Source organism: Rhizobium sp. G21, assembly GCF_014158035.1.
Classification (GTDB): Bacteria; Pseudomonadota; Alphaproteobacteria; order Rhizobiales; family Rhizobiaceae; genus Rhizobium_E.
In genome coordinates, this window is sequence record NZ_JACFXW010000001.1 from 3704806 (window position 1) to 3720728 (window position 15923).

A 15923-nucleotide genomic window follows, 5' to 3' on the forward strand; every position below is an offset into this window, starting at 1 on the left:
GGGGAAGGACGAAAACCATGAAGACTGTGTTCAAATCCCTTCTCGCCGCCGCCATGATCGCGGGCGCCGGCTTCGGCGTCGCCTCGGCAGCGGAAGAACATGACCTCAAGGCGCAGGTGGAACACGCCGTAGCGGCTGGTCACTTCCCGGTGTTGAAGCCCGAGCAGGAAGAATGGAGCTTCGCCGGCTTCTTCGGAAAGTATGACAAAGCCCAGCTGCAGCGCGGCCTCAAGATCTACAAGGAAGTCTGTTCGGCCTGCCATTCGATGCATCGCGTGGCCTTCCGAAACCTCGAGGATCTCGGTTACACGGAAGCGCAGGTCAAGGCTTTCGCGGCCGAATACGAAGTGCAGGACGGCCCCAACGGCGATGGTGAAATGTACACCCGCAAGGCCGTGCCGTCCGATTACTTCCCGTCGCCCTTCCCGAACGAAGAGGCTGCAGCCGCAGCAAATGGCGGCGCCGCCCCGCCGGACTTCTCGCTGATCGCCAAGGCGCGCAGCGCGGAGCGCGGCTTCCCGCAGTTCATCTTCGATATGTTCTGGCCCTATCAGGAAGGCGGCCCGGATTACATCCACGCGCTGCTGACCGGATACCAGGAACCGCCGGCTGGCGTCGAGGTGGCGGAAGGGACGCATTTCAACCCGCATTTCATGTCCGGCATCGCGCTGAAAATGGCGCAGCCGATTTCCGATGATCAGGTGACCTATGACGATGGTTCGCCGCAGACGCTGGAACAATATAGCCGCGACGTATCCGCCTTCCTGATGTGGGCCGCCGAGCCCAAGCTGGAAGAGCGCAAGCGCACGGGCTTTATGGTGATGGTGTTCCTGGCGGCTCTGCTCGGTCTGGTCTATCTGACCAAGAAGTCGGTCTACGCCAACAAGCACTAAGCGGGTCACCATTTAAAAGATGAGGAAGGCGGCTCCCGGGCCGCCTTTTTGCTGGCGTCGGGGGCTGTCATTGCTATGGTCCCAACCGCTCAAGCTTTTTGCTCGCAATGGACAGACCCTCACTATGACAAGCCTTCAGGACGATCTCGTCGCCGCCATCCGCAACATTCCGGATTATCCGAAGCCCGGCATCATGTTCCGCGACATCACCACGCTGCTCGGCAATCCTCGCGCCTTCCGTCGCGCCATCGACGAATTGGTGCATCCCTATGCGGGAACGAAGATCGACAAGGTCGCCGGCATCGAGGCGCGAGGCTTCATTCTCGGCGGAGCCATAGCCCATCAGCTCTCGGCCGGGTTCATCCCGATCCGCAAAAAGGGCAAGCTGCCGCATGACATCGTCCGCATCGCCTACAGCCTGGAATATGGCGTCGACGAAATGGAAATGCACCGCGACGCGGTTCAGCCCGGCGAAAAAGTCATCCTCGTCGACGATCTCATCGCGACGGGTGGAACGGCGGAAGGCGCCGTGAAATTGTTGCGCCAGATGGGCGCGGAAATCGTCGCCGCCTGCTTCGTGATTGACCTGCCGGAACTCGGCGGGCGCAAGAAGCTCGAGGATCTCGGCGTCACCGTACGGACGCTGATCAGCTTCGACGGGCACTGAAGTCCTATTCGAGACGCGGCTCTGGGAGGAGCGCAATCATGACCAAGACAGCATTGATCTTCTGGGGCGGCTGGGAGGGACATACGCCGCGCGAAAGCGCAGAACGCGTCGCTTCACTTCTCTCGCCGCACGGCGTCGATGTGACCGTGGGCGAGGGCACGAAGACGCTGCTCGAACATGACCTGACGGGCTTCGATCTGATCGTGCCAATGGTGACCATGTCGACGATCGAAAAGGACGAGGTCGCCGCGCTGCTCCGCGCCGTCAAGGGTGGCGTGGGACTTGCCGGCTTCCATGGCACGATGGGCGACAGTTTCCGCAACGAGGTCGAGTATCAGTTCATGGTCGGCGGTCAATGGGTTTCCCATCCGGGCAACATCATCGACTACCGCGTGAACGTGACAAAGCCCGACGACCCGATCATGGCCGGCATCGGCGATTTCCCCTATCGTTCCGAACAATATTACATGCATGTCGATCCCTCCAACGAGGTGCTGGCGACGACGCGGTTTACCGGCGAGTATCTCGATTTCATCGACGGCGTGGAAATGCCGGTGGTGTGGAAGAAGCGCTTCGGACAGGGCCGCGTCTTCTATTCCTCGCTCGGCCATCAGGCGAGCGAATTCGACGTGCCGGAGATGCGGACGATCTTGGAGCGCGGCGCGCTCTGGGCGATGCGGTGAGGGGGCGGACCGTTATGCGGGGATAGAGCGGCGGCCTGTCCATTCCGCTTATGGATGCGGCGTGATCGCAAAGACCGTGATCTCGGACTTGCTCGGACCGTAGAACCAGAAGATCCGATAGGCGCCGGGCGTGTTATTCTCGGCATAGGCCTCGAACACATCTTCGCCACGCGGGCCTTTCAGCGATGAGAATTTATGCGTGTTGAGCCCCGGGTGTCGAGGATTTGTCTGCAGATATGCCAGCGCCTTGCCGACTGCTTTCCACCGCTTGTTCAGCGCGGGATCTGATTTCAGCGCGTCCAGCGCCCGCAGGGCTTCGTCGGTAAGAAAAAGATCGAAGCCATTACTCATCGACCTCTTCCAGAAACGATGAGAAGTCAGGCGCCTTTGTCACCCGACCCGCCTTTGCGTCGGCGAGACCGCGTTCGACCATCTCTAAGGCTTTAGGACTGTTTTGCAGCCAAGCTTCGTCCGCGGAAACATCGGATGTCGGCTGCAGTATAAGGCTGCCGTCGGGGCGCTGGCTAATCCTGTAGCTACTGACACCCGCGGCAAGCGCGCCGAGGGAAACACGCCCTTCGGCGTCCGGCTTCACCGTAATCGCTTTCATCGCCATGATGTAAAGTCTCCGCTCGCCTGAAATGTCGCACCGAGCGCCGGAGAATTCAAGGCGTCACACGAACTCCACCACCCGACTGTCGAAGCGCATCACCGTCTCGCCGTTCTGGTTGATGGCTTCGAAGCGGATGTTGCAGATCTCGTAGTCCGGCCGGTAGCCCGGTCCGTCGCCGAGGAAGGTCAGCGAGAAGGCGATGGTGTCGCCCGCGAAAACCGGTTTCAGCCATCGGAGATCGCGGATGCCGGGGAGGGGCCGAGCTTTGGCGGTTCATGTCCCTCGGCCTTCAGGCGCAAGGCCTCTTTCTGGTTATGGGCGACATTCAGCTTCATGGCTGCGGCGGCCACGTGCCAGCCGGAGGCGCAGAGGCCGCCGAACAGCGAGTCTTTCGCCTTCTCCGCATCGACATGGAAGAAATGTGGGTCGTATTTCGACGCGAAGGCGATGATGCCCTCGGCGTCGAAATGATAGGAGCCGATCGCGACGGGCGCGTTCAGGGGCATCAGATCGCGAACTCTCATGCAGCGGCTCCCGCGCGCATCCGGAACATGCCGGGATTTTCCATCGCCATCACCAGTTCGCCGCGCTGGTTTCTCACTTCGTGGCGCAGTTTGACCAGGCCGATGCCGGGGCGGGATTTCAGCGGCCGCGCCGCGATCACTTCGGCGACGCCGCTCAGCGTGTCGCCGGCCAGCACCGGTTTGCGCCATTCGACGAAATCGATCCCGGGCGCGCCTTCGCTCGAGGAGAAATGCAGAAGATTGTCGTAGTAGAGCCGCATGAACATGGCGCAGCTATGCCAGCCAGAGGCCGAGAGACCGCCGAGAATGCTCGCCTCGCCGGCTTCGACCGATAGATGAAAGGGCTGCGGATCGAACTCGCTCGCAAACTCCACGATCTCGTCGGCGGTCACCGTCTTCGAGCCGAGATCGAAGCGCCGACCCGGCGTCATGTCCTCCCACCAGTAAGCGATTTCGCTCATGATCCTTGCTTTTGCCTCCTGAAACGTTTCTTTGGAATAGTGCCGCGCGGAGATGATGCAAGTGAAATATGACTTATCGGACTGGGAAAAACGTCGTCGGGGATTGGCGCCGTTGGTGGAGGACGCGGTGCGCGCCGGACTGGTGGCGGGCGACAAAGCGGCGCCGCTGATCGAGTTCATGGTGTCGCGCGGCGCCGCGCTCGGGGAGCGGCCGCAACCGCTTCTGGCGGCCGGCGAGGCGGGCGGCGTCGATACGCCTGTCGCCGCCGAGCCCAGCGTCGGACTGGAAGAATCCGAAGCGCCGCGCTTCATTCGCGGTTTCCACGACGTGCTGATCACCATCGGCCTGGTGATCGGGTTGATCGGCTTGGGCGGCCTATGGTCCGTGCTGGCGGTCATCCCCGCCGTCATTGTGCTGTCGGAAATTCTCGTGCTGCGGCAGAGGCTGGCGTTGCCGGCGGTGGCGCTCACTTTGGCCTTCGCTGGCGCATCCAGCTTTGCAGTCGCCAGCCTCCTAGAAGGCAAGCTGGGCGATTGGGAATGGGTCGCGATGTCCTTCGCGCCATTCGTGATGCTGTCGATCTATTATTGGCGCTATCGCGTCCCGGTCAGCCTTGCGCTCGCCGCCATTTCAGGTTTTGCGGCGATCGTGTTCTTCATCGGAGCGCTGCTGATGCATTGGGCGGGCAATGATCTGCTGTTCGTCAATCAGCCCTGGCTCATCTCGGCGCTGATCGGCCTGTTCGCACTCGCTTCTTTCGCCACCGCGCTGCATTTTGATCTTTCCGATCGCGCCCGCATCACGCGCCGCTCCGACGTGGCTTTCTGGCTGCATCTCGCCGCTGCGCCGGCATTGCTCTATACGGTCATCAGCCTCGTCTACCTGCGCGATCCCAATGCGTCCTGGTTCGCCGACGGCACGACGCTTGGCCAAGCGACAGCGATCGTGGCGGCGGTCGCGGCGCTGATGCTGACCGGCATCCTGCTCGATCGGCGCGCCTTCGTGACCTCTGGATTGCTGTCCTTCGGCTATGCCTTCAAGATCCTGCTCGACGAGGGCGGCGTCAGCGGCCTGTTCACCTCGTCCGATACGCTGCTCTTCGTCATTCTCTCAGCGGTCGGCGCAGTGGTGCTGAGCCTGGGCATCGGCTGGAAGGCGTTGCGGACGCGTCTGCTGGCGATCCTGCCGGCCGCAGTGCGGGACCGGTTGCCGCTCAGCCTTTGAAACGAAAAACGGCTCCGCGCCAAGCGGAGCCGTCCTCGGTCGTCTCTCGCCGGCTCGCCTCAGGTGTTGAAGCGGAAATGAATGACGTCGCCGTCGGCGACGACATATTCCTTGCCTTCGTCGCGCGCCTTGCCGGCTTCCTTGGCGGGCACTTCGCCGCCCAGCGTGACGAAATCGTCATAGGCGATGGTGAAGGCGCGGATGAAGCCGCGTTCGAAATCGGTGTGGATGACGCCGGCGGCCTGGGGGCCTTGGTGCCGCGCTTGATCGTCCAGGCGCGGGTTTCCTTGGGGCCGACGGTGAAATAGGTGATCAGGTCGAGCAGGTGATAGCCTGCGCGGATCAGCCGGTCGAGGCCGGCTTCCTCGAGCCCGAGAGCCGCCAGGAATTCCTTGGATTCTTCGTCGGGAAGCTGGGCGACCTCCGATTCGATCGCCGCGGAGATGATCACGCATTCCGCGCCCTGCTCGGCGGCCATCTTAGCCACGGCCCTGGTATGCTCATTGCCGTCCACCGCATCGCTTTCGGCGACATTGCAGACATAGAGCACCGGATGGGACGTCAGCAGGTTGAGCCCCTTGAGGATCTCGACCTCGTCGGGCGCGAGCGTCTTGAGAAGCAGGCGGGCCGGCTTGCCGTCGTTGAGCAGCGCCACCACGGCCTCCATGATCGGAAGCTGGGCGACGGACTCCTTGTCCTTGCCGGTGGCGCGCTTGCGGGTCTGGTCGACGCGGCGCTCCAGGCTTTCGAGATCGGCGAGCATCAGCTCGGTCTCGATGGTCTCGGCGTCGCCGACCGGATTGATGCGGCCTTCGACATGGGTAATGTCGTCGTCTTCAAAGCAGCGCAGCACATGCACGACGGCGTCGACTTCTCGGATATTGGCGAGGAACTTGTTGCCCAGACCTTCCCCCTTCGAGGCGCCGCGCACCAGGCCTGCGATGTCGACGAAGGAAATGCGGGTCGGGATGATTTCCTTGGAGCCGGCGATCGAGGCCAGTTTCTGCATGCGCGGATCGGGAACCGCCACTTCGCCGGTGTTGGGCTCGATGGTGCAGAAGGGGTAGTTGGCGGCCTGCGCCGCCGCCGTTCTGGTCAGCGCGTTGAAGAGGGTGGATTTGCCGACATTCGGCAATCCGACGATACCGCATTTGAAGCCCATGAAACTCGTCCGTCTGGTGATCTCTGTTGCCCCTGCCTATGCGGAAAGGGGAGGGCAAGGTCAAGACGATCAGGGCTTGCGCCGCCATTTTATTGCTGCGGGGCGCAGACTTGAAAAGCCGGTGCGCCGCACACATAATATGTGGGTCGCCGCCTCTCCGAGCGAGAAGACCATCCGCGCGGCCGATCTTTCGCCAAAGACAGCACCCAGACATCGGAGACCGCCGGTGAGCGACAACAATACGATCATCACCCCCAAGACCGTGGTCAAGCCGAAGGTGGAAAAACCCCGGCTCTACAAGGTGATGCTGTTCAACGACGATTATACGCCGCGCGAATTCGTGCTCGCAGTGCTCAACGCCGTGTTCAAGACCGGCGAGAGCGCCGGCTACCGCATCATGATGACCGCCCACAAGCTCGGCAAATCGGTGGTCGCGGTCTATACCCGCGACGTCGCCGAAACCAAGGTCAAGGAAGCGATGGACTGGTCGAAGCAGGCCGGTTTTCCGCTGATGTTCACGGCCGAGCCGGAAGAGTAAACGGGCCTATTTCTTTTTCTTCTTCGGACTTTCCACACCCAGCGCCTCGGCGGTGATCCAGAAGACTTCGCCTTCGGATTCGGCCGAGTCCAGCCAGAAGAAATCGAGATCCGGGAATTCCTCTTCCAGAAGCTCGCGGCCGGTGCCGATTTCGCAGATCATGCCGCCGCCGGGATTGAGGTGCTTCGGCGCCTCCGCCAGGATACGGCGCACGAGATCGAGACCGTCGGGGCCGCCGTCGAGCGCCATGGCCGGTTCGGTGCGGTATTCTTCCGGCAGCACCGCCATTTCCTCGTGATCGACATAGGGCGGGTTGGTGATGATCAGGTCGAAGCGCCGGTTGCCGAGCGGCGCGAAAAGATCGCCCTGATGCAGCGTCAGGCGGCTTTCAAGCTCATGCTCGGCGACATTCAGCCTGGCGACTTCGAGCGCGTCCTTGGACAGATCCACGGCGTCGATTTCGGCGTTGGGGAACAGCTTGCCGGCGAGGATGGCCAGGCAACCGGAGCCGGTGCAGATGTCGACGACGCTTTCGACGCCATAGGGATCCGGCAGATAGAGGGAGTCTTCCTCGCCCGAATATTCGGTGAACAGGATCTCGCCGATGAAGGAGCGCGGCACGATCACCCGTTCGTCGACCAGAAAGCGGACGCCCTGGATATAGGAGCGGCCGGTGAGGTAGGCCGAGGGCTTGCGGCTGGAGACGCGCGTCTCGATGCGCTCTGCGAGCAGGCGGCGTTCGGCGCTGGTCAGCCGAGCGTCGAGAAAGGGGTCGAGGGCGTCGATGGGCAGGTCGAGACTGTCGAGCACCAGAAAGGCGGCGTCGTCGACGGCGGTCGAGGTGCCATGGCCGAAGGTGAGGTTTTCGGCGCGGAAGCGGCTGATGGCGTAGCGCCAGTAATCGCGGACCGTTTCCAGTTCGCTTGCAAGCTTGTCGAGATCCACCGTCGCCGTCATTCTGCCCTCCATGCGCTGCGTCGCCTCGGGATACACGCTCGCTCGCGTCTCCGCCACATCAAATGCCATCGAATCCCCTCGAAATCGATCGTTAACGTTTTCCTTTAGGGAACGGTTGAGGCCCTCCTGTTATTCTGAATGGACGATCGAGGAGGTGAATTGTTGCAAGCCGGCGTCTATCATTTCGCCATTGCTGGGCTCGGTTTCTGCCTGATCGGCGCGGCGGCCCATGCGACGCGGGCAATTTTCAACGTGTTGCCCGATCGGCTGAGCGACAATGATCGCATGGACATGATCCTGAGCGACGGATATTCGCTCGGCGACAAGATCTTCGGCACGGAATATGACGACGCCGGCTACTACCGGCTCGACAGTCTTCGCAATCTCAAGAATTCGATCGCGGCGACTTTGATCGGCGGCTGGGCGGCGATGTTGCTCGCGCCTGGCCTGTCCGCGTCCATCGCCCGAGGCGTCGAATGGGCGGAATTGGCTCTGGGATCTCTTCCTGCATCGGCTGGAGACGCTGACGCTCTGGTAAGGCGTGCTCAGAACCGGATCTGGAAGCCCTGCTTGACGCAGTGAGGCCGCAGGCCCGATAAAAGGCGTGGACGGCGGGATCGGGCCGTCCGGTCATCAGCATCACCTTGTAGCAATCGGCCTCGCGTCCCGCATCGATCACGGCCTTTACGACAGCCTTGCCATAGCCATGGCCGCGATGGGTCGAAAGGCTGACGACATTCTCGACCAATCCATAGGGCCGGCCGCCGCGCGTCATGTTGGGAAGGACGAACAGCGTCGCCGTCGACACCAGCAGCCCGTCGATATCGCCGATAAATACGCCGCCCGGCATGGCGAGCATTGCGCTGAGCCGGGCTTCGGCGACATCCGGCGAAAGGCGAGGGTCGCCTGGGTTGAGGTCGCGATAGAGCGCCAACAGGCCGTCCAGATCCTCCATCGTCGCGTTGCGCGCAGCAAATGCCATGTCGATATCCTTTTTGGTCTCCTCATGCCACAGGTCCATGACGGAAAGAAGAAGCCCGCCCGGCGAGATGCGCGGGCGGGCTCGAGTCGTCCAGAACGCGATGAGACCGTCTCGGTCAGAACTCCGACCAGGTCTGCTTGAGCATGTTCAGCGCTGCGTTGCCGCGTGAGGCGGGAGCGGCGGCGGACGCCGTGCGCGGAGCCGCGGCGACCGGGCGCGGGCGCGACTGGGCCTGAGATGCGGTCGCGGCTGCGCCGATCCTGAAGCTCGCCATCAATTCCCCGAGGCGGGCGCTTTCCTGGGCGAGGCTGACGCCGGCGGCGTTCATCTGTTCCACCATCGCGGCGTTCTGCTGTGTCGCCTGGTCCATATGGTTGACGGCGGTGTTGACTTCGCCGAGGCCCGAAGCCTGTTCCTGGGCTGCGACCGCGATGGCGTCCATATGGGCGTTGATGGCCTGCACCACTTCGGCGATGGCCGACAGACCTTCGCCGGTGTCGCTGACGAGGCGGACGCCTTCGGCGACGGCGGTTTCGGAATTGCCGATCAGGGCCTTGATCTCCTTGGCGGCGTTGGCCGAGCGTTGCGCCAATTCGCGGACTTCCTGGGCGACGACGGCGAACCCCTTGCCGGCTTCACCCGCACGGGCGGCTTCGACGCCGGCGTTGAGCGCGAGCAGGTTGGTCTGGAAGGCGATCTCGTCGATCACGCCGATGATCTGGCTGATCTGCTTGGAGGAGTGTTCGATCTTGCCCATGGCGGTGACGGCGTTGGACACGACCGCGCTCGAGGTCTCGGCGCGGCTGCGGGCGCCGCGCACGAGGTCGCGGGCTTCGGAGGCGCGCTTGGCCGTCGCCTGGACATTGGCGGTCACTTCTTCGAGCGCCGCCGCCGTCTCTTCCAGCGATGCGGCCTGCTGTTCGGTGCGGTTGGAGAGATTGTCCGAGGCCTGCGAGATTTCCGCGCTGCCGTCGCGAACCATGCGCGCGGCCTGGCCGACGCCGACCAGAGCATCGCGCAACTGCTGGACGGAGGCGTTGAAGTCGCGACGGAGCGGTTCGAACTGCTCGGCGAACGGGTGGTCGATCTGGCAGAGCAGGTCGCCTGCCGCGAGGCTGCGAAGGCCGGAGGCGAGGGCGCCGGTGGCCTGGTTCAGACGCTCGTCGGCTTCCTGTTCGGCGCGGCGCTGGACATCCAGCCGCTCTTCTTCCGAGCGCTTGCGGGTCTCCTCGGTCTGGCGCTCCAGATCGGCGTTATGGATCGCGGCCTGACGGAAAACCTCCAGAGCGCGGGCCATTTCGCCCACCTCGTCGTGACGGCGCAGGCTCGGCACGGCGATGGCGCTGTCGCCATGGGCCAAAGCCGTCATGCAGCGGGTCAGGGCGGTTATCGGGCCGGTGACGCGGAACAGGATGATCGAGAGCGTCAGGGCGCAAATGGAGAGGATCACAAAAAGGGCGAGCGCGCACAGGATCGTGGCGGTCAGCGCCGTCGCCTGATGATCCCGCGACGACGTCGCCAAGATCGATACGGCTTCGGAGGCGACATTGGCGATCAGCTTCAATTTACCGGTGACCATCGGACGCCATTCGTTGATGACGAGCGAGGTGGGCGCGCCTTCCTCCAGCGCCTTGATGGTCTGGCTGCGCAATGCGGTGAAATCCGCGCTGAAATAGCCATTGTTCGCCTGCTGGACCGCAGCCTTCACCGCTTCCGGCGTCGCCTCGTGGTTCACGAGGACTTCGGTGGCTTTCCATGCGAAGGCCATCGTCGCCAGGTTGGCGTCGATCTGACGGCTCTGTTCCGGCGTCAGTTTGCCGTCGCCGGCCAAGGCGGCGTTGATGGTGAGGAATGCCGCACCGGCGGTGGCGCGGGTCGACCAAGCCAAGGCGCGGATCTGGGTGAGCGGCGCCAGATCGGGGTCCTCGGAGCGAATATCGGCTTCGGCGAGGTTGGACGTCGTTTCCAGTTCGTTGAGGAACTGATCGCCGACACTCATGATGGACGCCTGGACGGCGGCGTCGCGGACCGCCACCGGGCTGGAGACGGCCGCGTCGACATCGGCGCGAACGGCGAGAAGGCGATCATGGCTCGAAAACAGTTTGGACAGGGCGTTTCTGACATGGCCATTGTCTTCAAATCCGGCGGCAGCCTTGATCTGCGACATCGCCTGATCCACCGCAGCGCGATTTTTTGCGAGCGAGGCGACGGCGGCGGCGTTGTCCTTCACGTCGAGCTTCAGCGCGGCGATGCTGTCGCCCCGTTCGTTGCGGAAATTGACGAGGATGTTGAATACGCTTTCGTCCAGGATCGCCAGTTCGTTGACGCGGGACTGCGCGGCATATTCGTTATAGGCTGTAAGTGTGGATTTTCCCATCAGCCCGCTGGCGATGAGACCGATGAGAACGAACGTCCCCATCAGAATATTGCGAATTGAAATGGCCATCGTGTCCCCTTTGCCGTCGTCTTCGGCGTAAAATCTCAAATTGACTCTGCGCCCGGGCAAGTCGGATTGCCGGCGGAGTTTTCCTTTGATCTGCATGGAAGCAATAATGTTCCATGGAGCAAATTCACTTCAGGAGGTTTCGCTTGTCTTAATGAAAGACGGCAGATTTAATAAAAATAAGGACGCGATGTCAGCTTTTTATACACGGATCCATTTTGGATTGTGCTTGAACTTATATTTGCAATTCTCGACTTATAATTAGATCTGTCTTATTTTAGATCTTATTTATGCGCGACTCCAGTAATATAGGAGGCGATCTGGGCCCGTCGATTGCGCGGTGGCCGGCGTCGTCACCCCGGCTAGTCGCCGGTTCCGCCCAGGAGTTTCTTGAGCATATCGGCCATCGGGCCCGAGACAGGCGTCTTCGGGCCTTGAGGGCGGGCCTGGCGGATGTGAGACTGGGCGGCGGGTTTGGCTTTGGCCGGGGCCGCCTTGGCCTCGCCGCCCGACAGTTTGTTCATGAACTGGCTGCCGTCGCCCTCGAGCAGAAGCTGGGCGTAAGGGCGATGTCGTCGAGCAGCGGGTCGAGCCAGGTCTGATCGGCTTTGGCGAAATCGCCGAGAACATGATTGTGCACCAGTTCCTTTGCGCCCGGATGGCCGATGCCGAGGCGCACGCGGCGATAGTCCCGCCCGCAATGCGCATCCATCGACTTCAGTCCGTTGTGTCCGCCATGACCGCCGCCGATCTTGACCCGCACTTTGGCTGCGGGCAAGTCGAGTTCGTCGTGAAAGACGGTGATATCGGCGGGAGCGAGCTTGTAGAAGCGCATGGCTTCGCCGACGCTTTCTCCGGAGAGGTTCATGAAGGTCTGGGGCTTCATGAGCAGGATCTTTTCGCCGCCGATGTCGCCTTCTGAAATCTCCGCCTTGAACTTCTTCGACCACGGGCCGAACGGCAGCTTGCGGTGGATGGCGTCGATGGCCATGAAACCGATATTGTGGCGGTTGCCCTGATATTTCGAGCCCGGATTGCCCAGTCCTGCGAAGATTTTCATCGGTGAATGCCTCGGCTTGCCCTATGCGCCTTCAAGCCGCAACCGGGCCGGAATGTCAACAGTTCCATCCGGCGCGGCATGAAAAACCCCGCGCGGCTTTCGCCGGCGGGGTTCGAAGTCGTCGCCCGGCTCGCGCCGGGCGGCAATATTGTTGTTGTTATTCCTGTTCGCCGGTCGTGCCGCCAGCCGGCGACGCGATGGTGGCGATCGTGAAGTCGCGGTCGGTGATCACGGGGGTCACGCCAGCCGGCAGCTTGATGTGCGAGATGTGGATGCCGTCGCCGATCTTGAGGCCTTCGAGGTCGGCCGTGATGAATTCCGGGATGGCGTCTGCCGGGCAATGGAACTCGACTTCGTGACGCACCACGTTCAGCACGCCGCCGATCTTGATGCCGGGGGACTTTTCTTCATTGATGAAGTGAACCGGGATCTCGACGGTGACCTGGGTGTTGCCGGACACGCGGAGGAAGTCGACATGCATGGTGAAGTCGCGGACCGGATCCAGCTGATAGTCCTTCGGCAGGACCGAGATCTTCTGGCCGTCGACGTCGATGGTGGCGACGGTGGTCATGAAACCGCCGGCGTGAATCTTCAGCGTAACTTCCTTCACGGGGAGGGAAATCGACAGGGGGCCTGCTTGTCGCCATAGATGACGGCAGGGATGCGGCCGTTGCGGCGAAGTTCGCGGGAGGACCCCTTACCAACCCGTTCGCGCAGCTCGGCCTTGAGCTCGTAAGTTTCCTGGCTCATGGCTATTCCTTTCAAGTTTGCGGAGTGTCCCGGGCGGCGCGGACGCCGACCCAAAACGACATATCTTTGTGGATACGCCTCCGCCGTGCCTCCAAGGGTGTCCCGGCGGATGCGGGCCTATAACAAAACAGTCCCTGGAATGCAAGTCGCGGGCATGGCGGGAAAGATGCGCCCGCCGCAATTGACCCGCAGGACAGGCCGGGGCAATCTCCGGCCATTCGAATCCGACTTCATACGGAGCCTGCCATGATGCGCAAAGCGCTATTCGCCGCGACGGCTGCCGCCCTCGTTCTTTCGCCGGTCGCTTCGCGCGCGGCGGAAATCAACGAGGCCGGAGCGCAAAAACTGCTCGACAGTCTGACGTATTATCTGCCCAAGAACGTCAACGACAGCGGGTTCCTGCGCGTTATCCCCGGCTCGCAGCGCTATGAACTGCGCATGGACTTCAGCGCGCTCCTCAAGGATGTCGATCCCAAGACCTTCGCCATCGAGGGCTTGAAGCCCATTTCCTATTTCCTGACGCCGCAGGACGACGGGATGTGGAAGGCGGAGCTCAGCGACCGGCTCGACGTTTCGGGCAGCTTCACCGCCGACGGCAAGCCGTCCACCTTCGTCTACAAAATCGAGAAGATGACCGGCGACGCGCTGTATGATCCGGCCATCTCTTTCTTCCGAACCAGCAATTCAGCTTACGAGAATGTCGCCATCACCACCCAGACCGGGGCCGAAATGGTGGATATCGCGGTCGCCAAGGCCTCGCAGGACATGCGCCTCGAAAACGTGACCGACGGCCGCGGCGACCTCGTCAGCAATTTCGGCTTGAGCGGGCTGAGCGAAACGATCAACAGCCCGGGCCAGGCGGGGCAGGTGCGCATCGACGCGGCGTCCATGGATGGACGGGTGCAGTTGGACAAGGCCGGCCTCGCGCCGCTGCGCGATCTCGTCGTCTTCGTGCTCGATCTGATAAAGTCCGGACAGCAGAATCTGACGGCGGAGCAAAACACCAGGCTGAAGGCGCTGATCCGGGCCAATGTGCCGCTGGTCGACAATCTGGTCGAGGACATCCACATCCGCGACGTCAAGGTCAATGCGTCCAACATGACCTTCTCCGCCGCGGATATCGGCTACAAGCTCGCCTTCAACGGCTTGAAGCCCGACAGCCGCTTCGAATTCGAGGTGAGCGCGACCGATCCGACGGCGCCGGCCGGACTTCTTCCGCCCGGCACGGAGGGGGCGTTGCCGAAATCGCTGAGCTTCGGCATGGCGATGCGCTCTCTCAATCTGGAAGGCATGATGACCTATCTCGCCGATCACGCCGACTTCACCAAGGATCAGCCGCTGACGCCGCAGCAATCCGAGGAACTCGGCAAGATTGTGCTGCCCGACGGCAAGATGAATTTCGAATTCACCAATGTCGCCGCCAAATCCGACGTCTACGACATCGCGCTCACCGGCACGATGCAGGTCGATCAGGCCCAGAGCGACAAACCGAACATGAATGTCGACATCGTCGCGCGCGATTTCGACAAGACCGTCAAGTTTCTGCAGGACAATGCCGCCACGGCGCCGGAATTCGGCCAAGGCGCCTTCATGGCGCTGATGATGAAGGGCTTCGGACGCGAACAGCCGGACGGCTCCATTCTCTGGAACGTCAAGATGGGCGCCGACGGGGAGGTCTTCATCAACGGCCAGGCGATGAAGATGTAAGCCAGGCGCGGCGCGCAAGCGTCGCACAATTGCGACAGGCCGGCAGGGCAGGGGCGAATGCGTCACATTTTCCTTATGTATGCCGGCCTTTTCATGCTAGCTCTATGAGTGGAATGCCGGGAGAATGACGAACGCGCACACAGCGCCGGATGTAGACACGGGCAGACGCTTTGGGAGGAGCTCATGCTTGGATCGAACCAGCACGCGGATAAAGTCTATCAACTGACCCAGGAAAAGTCGGCCGGCGCCAGTTCGCCGATCGCGGCGTCCTGGCGGCGATGTCTGACGCGATACGGGCTGACGCCCGAGGAGAAACGCGATCCCCACAGACTGACGGAGGCCGAATTCCAGGAGGTCCTCGGGCAATCCGGCCATGTGGTCGAGGAAGCCTCGGGCGAACTCGACTGGCTGTTCGGCATGGTCGGCCGGGCCGGCTGCTGCATCGTCATCACCGACAGCAACGGCGTGGTGCTCGACCGTCGCGGCGTCAGCGGCGAGGATAAGGAATTCCGCGATCTCGGACTGTGGACCGGCGCCTTGTGGAGCGAGGCGAGCGTCGGCACCAACGGCATCGGCACCGCGCTCGCCGACGGGCGGATGGTCACCGTGTTCCGCGACCAGCATTTCCTGTCGTCCAATATCGGCCTGTCCTGCGCCTCCGCGCCGGTTCGCGACCATGTCGGCCGCATCGTCGCGGCGATCGACATTTCCACCGCCCGGCGCGACGCCTCCGAAATGATCATGCCGGTGCTGGCGCAGGCGGCGAGGGACACCGCCGGCCGCATCGAAGTCAATCTGTTTCGTCGCGCCTACAGCCGCGCGCGGATAGTCCTGCTCGACAGCCAGTCGCATTCCGGATCGGCTCTGCTCGCGGTCGATCGCGACGACATGGTGCTGGGCGCGACGCGCGCGGCGCGACTGGCGCTCAAGATCGACGATGCGATGATCCAGAGCGGCATTCCGGCCTCCGATATTCTCAGCGAAAGTTGTGACGACAGGAGCGCCGATCTCCTCGCGGCCGAACGGGCTGCGTTGCGGCGAGCATTGGCGCGCAACAACGGCAATGTGTCGTTGACCGCGCAGATGCTCGGCATCAGCCGCGCGACATTGCACAGGAAGATCAACAAGTTGAATTTGCACGGGGAGTGAGGCGCGTCTCTCCGGCCGAAGACCGCCTCTGTAAACCGAGGCGTCTTCTACCTAGGATTTTAATCAAAGTTCGCCGATGGACGCGTGGAGCCTGCGTTTCAGCGCCTCC

At 62.3% G+C, this 15923-nt stretch carries 14 protein-coding genes and 4 pseudogenes; 8 read left to right on the plus strand and 10 right to left on the minus strand.

The features are described from left to right. The first annotated feature begins 17 nt into the window (after positions 1 to 17). From H2O14_RS18440 to H2O14_RS18450, 3 genes are all read left to right on the plus strand, one after another. On the plus strand, positions 18 to 893 hold the full coding sequence (locus H2O14_RS18440) for a cytochrome c1 (protein WP_182828799.1): 876 nt from the start codon (positions 18 to 20) through the stop codon (positions 891 to 893). Positions 894 to 1017: 124 nt separating this feature from the next. Then, on the plus strand, positions 1018 to 1560 hold the full coding sequence (locus H2O14_RS18445; RefSeq protein ID WP_182828800.1) for an adenine phosphoribosyltransferase: 543 nt from the start codon (positions 1018 to 1020) through the stop codon (positions 1558 to 1560). Between the two features lie 38 nt (positions 1561 to 1598). Then, positions 1599 to 2243, plus strand: coding sequence for a ThuA domain-containing protein (locus tag H2O14_RS18450; RefSeq protein WP_182828801.1), 645 nt, complete (start codon positions 1599 to 1601; stop codon positions 2241 to 2243). A 48-nt stretch (positions 2244 to 2291) separates the two neighbouring features. Here the strand turns inward: H2O14_RS18450 and H2O14_RS18455 are convergent, their stop codons facing one another. The 4 genes from H2O14_RS18455 to H2O14_RS18470 all read right to left on the minus strand — a co-directional run bounded on the left by H2O14_RS18455 (position 2292) and on the right by H2O14_RS18470 (position 3841). Continuing rightward, the gene (locus H2O14_RS18455) at positions 2292 to 2594 is read right to left on the minus strand and encodes a hypothetical protein (RefSeq protein ID WP_182828802.1); all 303 of its coding nucleotides are present in this window, start codon (positions 2592 to 2594) and stop codon (positions 2292 to 2294) included. Beyond that, a complete protein-coding gene (locus tag H2O14_RS18460) occupies positions 2587 to 2859 on the minus strand; it encodes a hypothetical protein (protein ID WP_182828803.1) in 273 nt (90 codons plus the stop codon). The genes H2O14_RS18455 and H2O14_RS18460 overlap by 8 nt, the downstream gene beginning before the upstream one ends. Positions 2860 to 3080: 221 nt before the next feature. Further along, the gene (locus H2O14_RS29505) at positions 3081 to 3380 is read right to left on the minus strand and encodes a MaoC/PaaZ C-terminal domain-containing protein (RefSeq protein ID WP_409526929.1); all 300 of its coding nucleotides are present in this window, start codon (positions 3378 to 3380) and stop codon (positions 3081 to 3083) included. Continuing rightward, positions 3377 to 3841 (minus strand): MaoC family dehydratase, encoded by a 465-nt coding sequence (locus H2O14_RS18470; RefSeq protein WP_182828804.1) that lies wholly within the window; start codon positions 3839 to 3841, stop codon positions 3377 to 3379. Before H2O14_RS18470 ends, H2O14_RS29505 begins: the two co-directional genes overlap by 4 nt. Positions 3842 to 3902: 61 nt before the next feature. Between H2O14_RS18470 and H2O14_RS18475 the strand changes: the two genes are divergently transcribed. Further along, a complete protein-coding gene (locus tag H2O14_RS18475) occupies positions 3903 to 5066 on the plus strand; it encodes a hypothetical protein (protein WP_182828805.1) in 1164 nt (387 codons plus the stop codon). Positions 5067 to 5125: 59 nt separating this feature from the next. Here the strand turns inward: H2O14_RS18475 and ychF are convergent. Beyond that, a pseudogene (ychF, locus tag H2O14_RS18480) lies at positions 5126 to 6228 on the minus strand (redox-regulated ATPase YchF). 226 nt (positions 6229 to 6454) lie between these two features. On the opposite strand from ychF, the gene clpS reads away from it, so the two are divergent. Continuing rightward, a complete protein-coding gene (gene clpS / locus H2O14_RS18485) occupies positions 6455 to 6766 on the plus strand; it encodes an ATP-dependent Clp protease adapter ClpS (protein ID WP_263822853.1) in 312 nt (103 codons plus the stop codon). 6 nt (positions 6767 to 6772) lie between these two features. Here the strand turns inward: clpS and prmB are convergent, their stop codons facing one another. Continuing rightward, complete coding sequence (gene prmB / locus H2O14_RS18490; protein ID WP_312858625.1) at positions 6773 to 7792, minus strand: 50S ribosomal protein L3 N(5)-glutamine methyltransferase; 1020 nt, start codon at positions 7790 to 7792, stop codon at positions 6773 to 6775. 90 nt (positions 7793 to 7882) lie between these two features. Here prmB and H2O14_RS27685 point away from each other — a divergent pair, with 90 nt between their 5' ends. Beyond that, the gene (locus H2O14_RS27685; protein WP_246697700.1) at positions 7883 to 8305 is read left to right on the plus strand and encodes a hypothetical protein; all 423 of its coding nucleotides are present in this window, start codon (positions 7883 to 7885) and stop codon (positions 8303 to 8305) included. Positions 8306 to 8366: 61 nt separating this feature from the next. Here the strand turns inward: H2O14_RS27685 and H2O14_RS18495 are convergent. The 4 genes and pseudogenes from H2O14_RS18495 to H2O14_RS18510 form a co-directional block, all read right to left on the minus strand. Further along, positions 8367 to 8744: pseudogene (locus H2O14_RS18495) on the minus strand (GNAT family N-acetyltransferase); the annotation flags it as partial. A gap of 76 nt (positions 8745 to 8820) precedes the next feature. Next, a complete protein-coding gene (locus tag H2O14_RS18500) occupies positions 8821 to 11151 on the minus strand; it encodes a methyl-accepting chemotaxis protein (RefSeq protein WP_182828807.1) in 2331 nt (776 codons plus the stop codon). 359 nt (positions 11152 to 11510) lie between these two features. After that, positions 11511 to 12208, minus strand: a pseudogene (gene pth, locus H2O14_RS18505) (aminoacyl-tRNA hydrolase). 157 nt (positions 12209 to 12365) lie between these two features. After that, positions 12366 to 12958: pseudogene (locus H2O14_RS18510) on the minus strand (50S ribosomal protein L25/general stress protein Ctc). 246 nt (positions 12959 to 13204) lie between these two features. Here H2O14_RS18510 and H2O14_RS18515 point away from each other — a divergent pair. Beyond that, positions 13205 to 14665 (plus strand): hypothetical protein, encoded by a 1461-nt coding sequence (locus H2O14_RS18515; RefSeq protein ID WP_182828808.1) that lies wholly within the window; start codon positions 13205 to 13207, stop codon positions 14663 to 14665. A 183-nt stretch (positions 14666 to 14848) separates the two neighbouring features. Next, positions 14849 to 15814, plus strand: coding sequence for a sigma-54-dependent Fis family transcriptional regulator (locus H2O14_RS18520; RefSeq protein WP_182828809.1), 966 nt, complete (start codon positions 14849 to 14851; stop codon positions 15812 to 15814). Positions 15815 to 15923: the final 109 nt, after the last annotated feature.

Bases quoted from the DNA above. Each gene is read 5' to 3' on its own strand.
- H2O14_RS18440 (WP_182828799.1), top strand. From the start codon at position 18: ATGAAGACTGTGTTCAAATCCCTTCTCGCCGCCGCCATGATCGCGGGC.
- H2O14_RS18445 (WP_182828800.1), top strand. From the start codon at position 1,018: ATGACAAGCCTTCAGGACGATCTCGTCGCCGCCATCCGCAACATTCCG.
- H2O14_RS18450 (WP_182828801.1), top strand. From the start codon at position 1,599: ATGACCAAGACAGCATTGATCTTCTGGGGCGGCTGGGAGGGACATACG.
- H2O14_RS18455 (WP_182828802.1), bottom strand. From the start codon at position 2,594: ATGAGTAATGGCTTCGATCTTTTTCTTACCGACGAAGCCCTGCGGGCG.
- H2O14_RS18460 (WP_182828803.1), bottom strand. From the start codon at position 2,859: ATGGCGATGAAAGCGATTACGGTGAAGCCGGACGCCGAAGGGCGTGTT.
- H2O14_RS29505 (WP_409526929.1), bottom strand. From the start codon at position 3,380: ATGAGAGTTCGCGATCTGATGCCCCTGAACGCGCCCGTCGCGATCGGC.
- H2O14_RS18470 (WP_182828804.1), bottom strand. From the start codon at position 3,841: ATGAGCGAAATCGCTTACTGGTGGGAGGACATGACGCCGGGTCGGCGC.
- prmB (WP_312858625.1), bottom strand. From the start codon at position 7,792: ATGGCATTTGATGTGGCGGAGACGCGAGCGAGCGTGTATCCCGAGGCG.
- H2O14_RS18500 (WP_182828807.1), bottom strand. From the start codon at position 11,151: ATGGCCATTTCAATTCGCAATATTCTGATGGGGACGTTCGTTCTCATC.
- H2O14_RS18515 (WP_182828808.1), top strand. From the start codon at position 13,205: ATGATGCGCAAAGCGCTATTCGCCGCGACGGCTGCCGCCCTCGTTCTT.
- H2O14_RS18520 (WP_182828809.1), top strand. From the start codon at position 14,849: ATGCTTGGATCGAACCAGCACGCGGATAAAGTCTATCAACTGACCCAG.